Origin of the sequence: Piscinibacter sp. (assembly GCF_050175855.1) — a bacterium.
Classification (GTDB): Bacteria; Pseudomonadota; Gammaproteobacteria; order Burkholderiales; family Burkholderiaceae_C; genus Piscinibacter.
Genome location: NZ_JBFXIO010000291.1, coordinates 1 through 6,803, shown reverse-complemented (window position 1 = coordinate 6,803; position 6,803 = coordinate 1). Strand labels below are relative to the sequence as shown.

Annotated in this window: 9 protein-coding genes and 1 pseudogene; 7 read left to right on the top strand and 3 right to left on the bottom strand. The window is 67.6% G+C overall.

Annotated features, from left to right (window positions below; genetic code table 11):
* The 3 genes from AB7U92_RS19130 to AB7U92_RS19120 form a co-directional block, all read left to right on the top strand.
* The coding region (locus tag AB7U92_RS19130; protein ID WP_428580594.1) for a Tn3 family transposase at window positions 1–525 on the top strand (525 nt) is incomplete at its 5' end.
* Between the two features lie 88 nt (window positions 526–613).
* Window positions 614–865, top strand: coding sequence for a type II toxin-antitoxin system ParD family antitoxin (locus tag AB7U92_RS19125; RefSeq protein ID WP_374486773.1), 252 nt, complete (start codon window positions 614–616; stop codon window positions 863–865).
* On the top strand, window positions 862–1,188 hold the full coding sequence (locus AB7U92_RS19120) for a type II toxin-antitoxin system RelE/ParE family toxin (RefSeq protein ID WP_374486774.1): 327 nt from the start codon (window positions 862–864) through the stop codon (window positions 1,186–1,188). The genes AB7U92_RS19125 and AB7U92_RS19120 overlap by 4 nt, the downstream gene beginning before the upstream one ends.
* Before the next feature lie 281 nt (window positions 1,189–1,469).
* Here AB7U92_RS19120 and AB7U92_RS19115 read toward each other — a convergent pair whose 3' ends face one another.
* Together AB7U92_RS19115 and AB7U92_RS19110 are read right to left on the bottom strand one after the other, a co-directional pair.
* Window positions 1,470–2,072: a peroxiredoxin family protein gene (locus tag AB7U92_RS19115; protein ID WP_428580590.1), complete on the bottom strand. Its 603-nt coding sequence runs from the start codon at window positions 2,070–2,072 to the stop codon at window positions 1,470–1,472.
* Window positions 2,072–2,731 carry a protoglobin domain-containing protein gene (locus AB7U92_RS19110; RefSeq protein WP_428580586.1) on the bottom strand — a complete coding sequence of 220 codons (660 nt, stop codon included), beginning with the start codon at window positions 2,729–2,731 and terminating at the stop codon, window positions 2,072–2,074. Before AB7U92_RS19110 ends, AB7U92_RS19115 begins: the two co-directional genes overlap by 1 nt.
* 157 nt (window positions 2,732–2,888) lie before the next feature.
* Here AB7U92_RS19110 and AB7U92_RS19105 point away from each other — a divergent pair, with 157 nt between their 5' ends.
* Window positions 2,889–3,746: an AraC family transcriptional regulator gene (locus AB7U92_RS19105; RefSeq protein WP_428580597.1), complete on the top strand. Its 858-nt coding sequence runs from the start codon at window positions 2,889–2,891 to the stop codon at window positions 3,744–3,746.
* Window positions 3,747–3,787: 41 nt separating this feature from the next.
* On the opposite strand, the gene AB7U92_RS19100 is transcribed toward AB7U92_RS19105, so the two are convergent.
* A complete protein-coding gene (locus AB7U92_RS19100; protein ID WP_428580583.1) occupies window positions 3,788–4,246 on the bottom strand; it encodes an EamA family transporter in 459 nt (152 codons plus the stop codon).
* 471 nt (window positions 4,247–4,717) lie between these two features.
* Here AB7U92_RS19100 and AB7U92_RS19095 point away from each other — a divergent pair, with 471 nt between their 5' ends.
* The 3 genes and pseudogenes from AB7U92_RS19095 to AB7U92_RS19085 form a co-directional block, all read left to right on the top strand.
* Window positions 4,718–5,317, top strand: a complete 600-nt coding sequence (locus AB7U92_RS19095; RefSeq protein ID WP_428580581.1) for a TetR/AcrR family transcriptional regulator — start codon at window positions 4,718–4,720, stop codon at window positions 5,315–5,317.
* Window positions 5,314–6,504, top strand: coding sequence for an efflux RND transporter periplasmic adaptor subunit (locus AB7U92_RS19090; protein WP_428580579.1), 1,191 nt, complete (start codon window positions 5,314–5,316; stop codon window positions 6,502–6,504). Before AB7U92_RS19095 ends, AB7U92_RS19090 begins: the two co-directional genes overlap by 4 nt.
* Window positions 6,501–6,803: pseudogene (locus AB7U92_RS19085) on the top strand (ABC transporter permease); the annotation flags it as partial. The gene AB7U92_RS19090 and the pseudogene AB7U92_RS19085, both read left to right, overlap by 4 nt.

Below are 6,803 nucleotides of genomic sequence, written 5' to 3'. Positions count from 1 at the left end.
CTGCGCCTGGTGGCGTCGATCCGTTCGGGACGTGTCTCCGCTACGCTGGCGTTGCAGCGCTTCGGGTCGGCCGCTCAGGGGGATCCACTGCACCGGGCCGCGGAGCACCTGGGCCGACTGCTGCGAACCGTGTTCCTGTGCGACTACATCGGCATCGAGGACTTCCGGCGCGAGATCCATACCTTGCTGAACCGGGGTGAGTCGGTGCATCAGCTGCAGCGCGCCGTGTACTCAGGCAAGGTAGCGCCCGAGCGTGGCAGGCGTCGCGACGAGATGAAGGCGATCTCCGGTTCGCACGCCCTGCTGACGAACATTGTTCTGGCCTGGAACACCGCCCGGATGCATGAGGTGGTCGAGAGACTCAAGCGAGACGGGATCCCGGTCGACGACGACTGGCTGCGCCGCATCGGCCCAGTTCACTTCTCGCACATCAACTTCCGCGGCACGATGAAATTCGGCGTCGAGAAATTTGCTGCGGCGCTGATCCAGCGCACGCCGGGCCAGGCAACTCGGATGGCTTCCTGACGAGGAACGCTTCGGCATCCCTGGACCTGGAGAAACGCGGTCAGCGAGGCGAGTTGACAACCGTTGTCAAACCGCCCAAGATCTCGCCATGAGTCGCCAAACCATGAGTTTCGCCTTGCCCGAGTCGATGCGGGAGTACATCGACAACCGGGTCGCCGATGGCAACTACGGCAACACGAGCGAGTACATCCGCGACTTGGTCCGGCGCGACCAGGAGGAACAGGCCAAGAAAAGGCTTCGCGATCTCATCGAAGAAGGGCTGGCATCCGGTCCCGGCCGTCGTCGCACCAAGGCGGACGAGAAGGAACTTCTGGCGATCGCTCGCGGCGAGATCGATTGAAGCCTGCAGTTCTGCGCCCGCAGGCGCTGCGCGATCAGCAGGGCGAAGTCCGTTACTACCGCAAGGAGGGTGGCACCCGCGTGGCCGTGAAGCTGGCCAACGCCACCAACGCCGCGCTTGACCAGATCGAACTCGACCCAGGGATCGGCTCGCCGACGCTCGGAAAGCTCCTTGGTATTCCAGGGCTTCGGACCTGGCGGGTCTCGAAGTTCCCGCTGCTCTGGTGCTACTTCGAACTCGGGGAGTACCTGGATGTGGTCCGGCTGCTGGGCGAGCGCCAGGACATCGCCGCGATCTTGGGCGACGAGTTTGCTTCGAACTGACGGTACTTGCGCCCCGGCGTGCATCGGGCCGGAGGCCAATGACCGGTCTATGGCGGCCTGTTCGTCAAGTTGGCTGGCCGGAACCGACCCATTGCTGAAGTACGGTCGCTTGAAGAGCAGACATCCGCAGCAGGGAGACCGAGTCCCGATAATGTTTATGTCAACTCTGGAGGATTGCGGGTACTACGTGCACCGCACGGCGGGCTGCAAGCTCGTACGAAGGCACTTGGCGGCGGCAATTCCACCTTCCGAGGGACAGGCCGTCGACGTGAGTGTTGGCGTTACTGCGACACACAGCCCTCGCCGTCGCATGCTGGCCGTGCCTTGCCAGTTCCGACGCGATCTGGGAGCACCGAGGCAGCGACCGCCGGACTTTCGGCCAGCAACTGCCCGATCGCTGCGCCCAGCACCAGATCGTCGACAACCCCAAAGCGGTGCAGTCTCGCGCGGCCCTGCCGATCGAGCAGCACGACACTCGGCGTGCCACGCAGACCCCACTGCGACATGGTCACAGGCAGCGGTCCAGTCTCGTCTGCCTGGTCGATGCCAATCGGGAATGGCAATCGGTACTCGTGGATGAAGGCCTGCAAGGCCGGTGACCCCATCACCTCGCGATGCTCGAACACCGTGTGCAGCCCAATGACCGTCACGGCCTCGCCCTGAAACACCTCATGCACACGCAGCGCCTGGGGCAGGCCGTGCGCCACGCACGCCGGGCACAGCATCTGGAACGCATGGATCAGCACAACGCGCCCCCGAAGGTCGTCCAGATCGATGCGCGTCGTGGTGTTGAACCAGTGCGAGATCTGCCAGCCGGGCAGCCCAGTGGACTGCCCGGCTGGCGACTCGGTGCCCGCACGCCGCGGCGTCGCAGGCGACGGCATCAGAACTCCCCATCCTTGATGTACGGGTGGCTCCACAGGATGGCCTGCATCAGCACGGCCTTCACCCAAGCTGCGTGCATCCTCTCGACGTCCGCAACCGAAGCGCCCTTCTTGGCCAGGAAGGGCTTGAGCGTCGTGGTGATGGGGATGGTCAGCGCCGGCAGGTAGCGGAAGTCCACCTGGGCCGGGCCATGCGCGCCGTCGGTCTTGTTCTTCTTCAACCGATTGTGGCGCAGGCCGATCTCGTACTGCCAGTCGAGCCAAGCCTGGTCGTAGGTGGCATCGGCAGTGTCCAGGATCCACAGCGCAAATCGCTTGCGCACGGCGCCCAGGTAGTTGGCGTCGGGCTGGCCGCTGCGGGTGTCGCCGAAGAACACCACCAGTTCGGGAGTCGAGGCCACAAAGCCGTACCAGACATCGAGGATGGCCTCGGTCTGGTCGGCCAGGATGGCCTTGCTCTGGCGCAACGCGGCCACGTCGTCGGCACCGAACAGCATCGACTTCTGCAGTGCCGTGAGGTCGGCCATCGAATAGGGTGCCCGGGCCAGCGTTGCCTGGCCCAGCGCATAGCCGGGCACGTCACGGCGCGGCGGAGCCGCTCCGGCATCCGCGACCACACCGAGCGAGGTGGCCGCAAGCAGCAGTTTCAGCATCTTCATGAACAACTCCTCGTGTCTTGGGATGGGACGGGTACAGGACCCGGATGTCGTTGCGCAACGCAGCCAGTGTGTCCACAGAGCCTGTACCATGGGTGCTGTGGCGTACGTAAAAAGCAATCCATCGTTCAAGACTGCCGGTAGCGCGGCACCACCGTCCATCGATCGTCTCTCCGGCCTGCTGGACCGCTTCCGCGTCCGCGCCCACCTGTTCCACGCCGGCGCGCTGTGCGGCACGACGGCCTTCGAGGCGAAGCCGGGCCGCGCCTTCCTGCACGTGCTTCGGCGGGGCGAGCTGGTCGTGACCCACGGCCGGGCGCAAGGCCTCAAGCGCCGCGTTGTCGTGCACGAGCCGACGTTGATGCTCTACCCCCGGCCGGTGGCGCACACCTTCCACAACCCACCGCGCGACGGTTCGGATTTCACCTGTGCGACGCTCGACTTCGATGGTGCCGAGCACAACCCGCTGGTGGCCGCGCTGCCGGCCCTGGTGCTCGTCCCCCTGGATCAGGTCGATGGCCTGCAGCCGGCGCTGGACCTGCTGTTTGCCGAGACCGACCGCGTGCGCTGCGGCTCGCGGCTGCTGGCCGACCGCCTGTTCGAGGTCGTGCTGATCCAGCTGCTGCGCTGGCTGATCGACCACCCGGGCGCGGCCGGCATCGGCAGCGGCCTCATTTCAGGGTTGGCGGATCCGCGGCTGGCCAGGCTGCTCGTTGCGCTGCACGCGGCGCCTGCCGAGACCTGGTCGCTGGAGCGCATGGCAGCGCAGGCCGGCATGTCGCGCACCGCGTTTGCCGTGGCCTTCAAGCAGGCCACCGGCGCCACCCCGGCGGGCTACCTCGCCGACTGGCGATTGACGCTGGCCATGTCCGAGCTGCGCGCGGGCGGACTGCTCAAGGCCGTGGCCGATGCGGTGGGCTACGGCAGCGCCACGGCGCTGTCCAAGGCCTTCAAGCAGCGCTACGGTGTGGCGCCTCGGGACTGGCGCAAGGCTGACCAGGGGCGGCACGAGGCCTGACCAGCACCCAAGGCCGCGCCAGCGCAGGCGGACCCTCGCCCCTACAGCGCCCGCCCCACCCCGATGCAGGCCAGCCCCGCACAGACCACGCCGGCCGCCACGGCCCGCTGCCGCCACTGCATACGCTCGCGGAACACGAGCAGCGACATCACGGTCGCCAGCACGATGCCGGTGTTGGTGTAGGCCACCACCTCGGCCGCTGGCAGCGTGCGCATGGCGTGGATGACCAGGGCGTAGGCCAGGCCGACGCACAGACTGCCCACCAGCAGTGCCATGGCACCTGGTCGGGCCCTGGGCATCCACCGGCCCGCGCTGCGTCGCAGTCGCCCCGTCATGGCCAGCATGGCCAGCAGCGTCCAGGGCAATGCCTTGCTCTCGTCGTTGCCGCGCGCCATGAGGGCCATCGCCACCAGTCCCAGAACGCTGATGGCGATGCCGGTCCAGGCCAATGCTCCCAGCGACTCGCCGAAGAACAGCAGGCTCCACCCGGCGATCAACAAGGGCGAACTGCCTACCAGTGGATAGAAAAAGGCGAGCCTCCTCGCGGACGATCACATTGCACGGCAGCAGCAGACCGACGTCCGGCTCGGCCTGCAGGGTCTGATGCGCCAGCGGCGGATTTCAGGCGCCCAAGATGCGGTAGGGCAGTATGTCGGTGCCGAGCCCCTCCTTGATCGCGCGCTGGACATCGATGTCGCTCAGCACGCCGAACCCCAGGCCTTGAGTGCCACCGTGGTCTTGGCCAAGGCGTCGTCGAAGGACAGTCCCGTGAGTGTGGTGGCGAATCCGTACATGTCAGACCTCTCGAGGCGTTGTGGCCGGGAGCAAGGGGCAGCCTGCCGTACCGACAGGTGCATATACCCGCTGTCGCGCAGTGGCGGCTGACGCGCATTTGCCGATACATCGCAGGGTATTTCGTAGTCGGAGTATAGTGGTAAGTAGTTGATGACTTACCACACGCCGCGACCACTATGCAGACCCGTCTCTCCACCGAAGAACGCCAGGTCGAGATCGTCGAGGCCGCCTTGCGTCTGGCGTGCGAAAGCAGCCCGGCGCTGATCACCACTGCCGATATCGCCACGGCGATCGGCGTCACGCAGGGTGCGGTCTTCAAGCACTTCCCCACCAAGGACGCCATCTGGCTGGCTGCCATGCGCTGGGTCCGCGAAACCCTGCTGCACAAGGTTCGGGCCGCTGCGGAAGAGGCCGCCACGCCGGTGGACGCGCTGGCCGGGATGTTCCGCGCGCACGTCGAGTTCGTCATCGCGCATCCGGGCGTGCCTCGGTTCATCTTCCACGAGCTCCAGCAACCTGCTGACTCAGCGGCCAAGCTCGAGGTGCGTGGCGTGCTCCAGGGCTACCGCAAGCTGCTGCTCGGCCAACTGGCCGAATCGATCGAACAGCGACAGGTCAGCGCGGACCTGGACCCCGAGGCTGCCGCCACCAGCTTCATCGGCCTGATCCAGGGTCTTGTCATGCAATCGATGCTGACCGGCAAACCCGCGGCCATGCGCCAGCAGGCCAACGCCATCTTCGCCCTCTACCGGCGCGGTCTCGGGGAGGCGCGATGAAAGCCTCATCGATCGGAACGCGCCGGCTTGCGCTGATCGGGCTCGGCATCCTGCTGATAGCAGCGATGAGCTACGTGGTCATGCGCTCCGGGCCGTTGGCGCCGACCCGCGTCACGGTCGTGCAGGCGGCCGAGGGCCAGATCACCCCACAACTGTTCGGCATCGGCACGGTCGAGGCCCGGCGCAGCTACCTGATCGGGCCGACCACGGCCGGCCGGGTGCGTTCGGTGACTGTCGATGTGGGCGACACGGTCAAAGCCGGCCAGCCGGTGGCCGAAATGGACCCAGTGGACCTGGATGAACGCACCGCCGCACTCGACGCCTCGGTGGCCCGCGCGGGCAGCGCCATGGCCGCCGCAGAGGCGCAGCGTCGCGACGCCCAGGCGCGCAGGGAACTCGCGGCTGTCAACGCGCGCCGCTACGTCGAGCTCGGCCGGCAGAACTTCATCAGCACCGGCGCGGTCGAGGCCCGGTTGCAGGAGCAGGCGTCGGCCGACGCCCTCCTCACCGCTGCCGAAGCCAACCTGGTTGCAGCCCGGCAGGACCAGCAGCGCCTGGCGGCCGAACGCGCCGGCCTGCGCCAGCAGCGAGCAAACGTGCGCCTGCTGGCGCCGGCCGACGGCGTGGTCACCAGCCGCGATGCCGAACCTGGCTCGACGGTCGTGGCCGGGCAGGCGGTGCTGCGCGTGATCGAGCCCTCGTCGTTGTGGGTCAAGGCGCGGCTGGACCAGGCGCGCTCGGGCAGCCTGGCGGTGGGCCTGCCTGCGCAGATCGTGCTGCGTTCGAACCCGGGCCACCCCCTCCCAGGGAAGGTCGCCCGCGTCGAGGCCCTCAGCGACAGCGTGACCGAAGAGCGCATGGCGCAGATCCGCTTCGACCAGGTGCCCGCCGGCCTGTCGGTGGGCGAACTGGCGGAGGTGACCTTGTCGCTGCCGGCGACCACAAAGGCGGTGCTGCTGCCCAACGCCGCCATCAAGCACCGGCAGGCGCAGACCGGGGTCTGGGTGATCGACGCCGGCACCTTGCGCTTCGCACCCGTTCGGATCGGTCAGATGAGCCTGGGCGGCCAGGTCCAGGTGCTCGACGGCGTGCAGCCCGGCACGACCGTCGTCGTGCACAGCGAGAAGGAACTCGGCGAGCGCAGCCGCATCACCGTGGTCGACGCACTCGCAGGGCGGCAGCCGTGATCAGCCTGGCCGGCAGGGACATCCTGCACTCCTGGAGCAAGTTCGTGCTGACCGGCATCGGCCTGGGCCTGCTGATCGGCGTGACCCTGACCATGGCGGGGGTGTACCGCGGCATGGTGGACGACGCGCGGGCGCTGCTCGACAACAGCGGCGCCGACCTGTGGGTGGTGCAGCAGGACACGCAGGGACCTTACGCGGAATCGTCGAGCCTGCGCGACGACGCCGTGCGCAGTGTGCTCGGACTGCCCGGCGTGGCGCGCGCCGCCAACGTGACCTACCTGACGATGCAGGTGCGGCGC

Bases quoted from the DNA above. Each gene is read 5' to 3' on its own strand.
- AB7U92_RS19090 (WP_428580579.1), top strand. From the start codon at position 5,314: ATGAAAGCCTCATCGATCGGAACGCGCCGGCTTGCGCTGATCGGGCTC.
- AB7U92_RS19110 (WP_428580586.1), bottom strand. From the start codon at position 2,731: ATGAAGATGCTGAAACTGCTGCTTGCGGCCACCTCGCTCGGTGTGGTC.
- AB7U92_RS19125 (WP_374486773.1), top strand. From the start codon at position 614: ATGAGTCGCCAAACCATGAGTTTCGCCTTGCCCGAGTCGATGCGGGAG.
- AB7U92_RS19095 (WP_428580581.1), top strand. From the start codon at position 4,718: ATGCAGACCCGTCTCTCCACCGAAGAACGCCAGGTCGAGATCGTCGAG.
- AB7U92_RS19115 (WP_428580590.1), bottom strand. From the start codon at position 2,072: ATGCCGTCGCCTGCGACGCCGCGGCGTGCGGGCACCGAGTCGCCAGCC.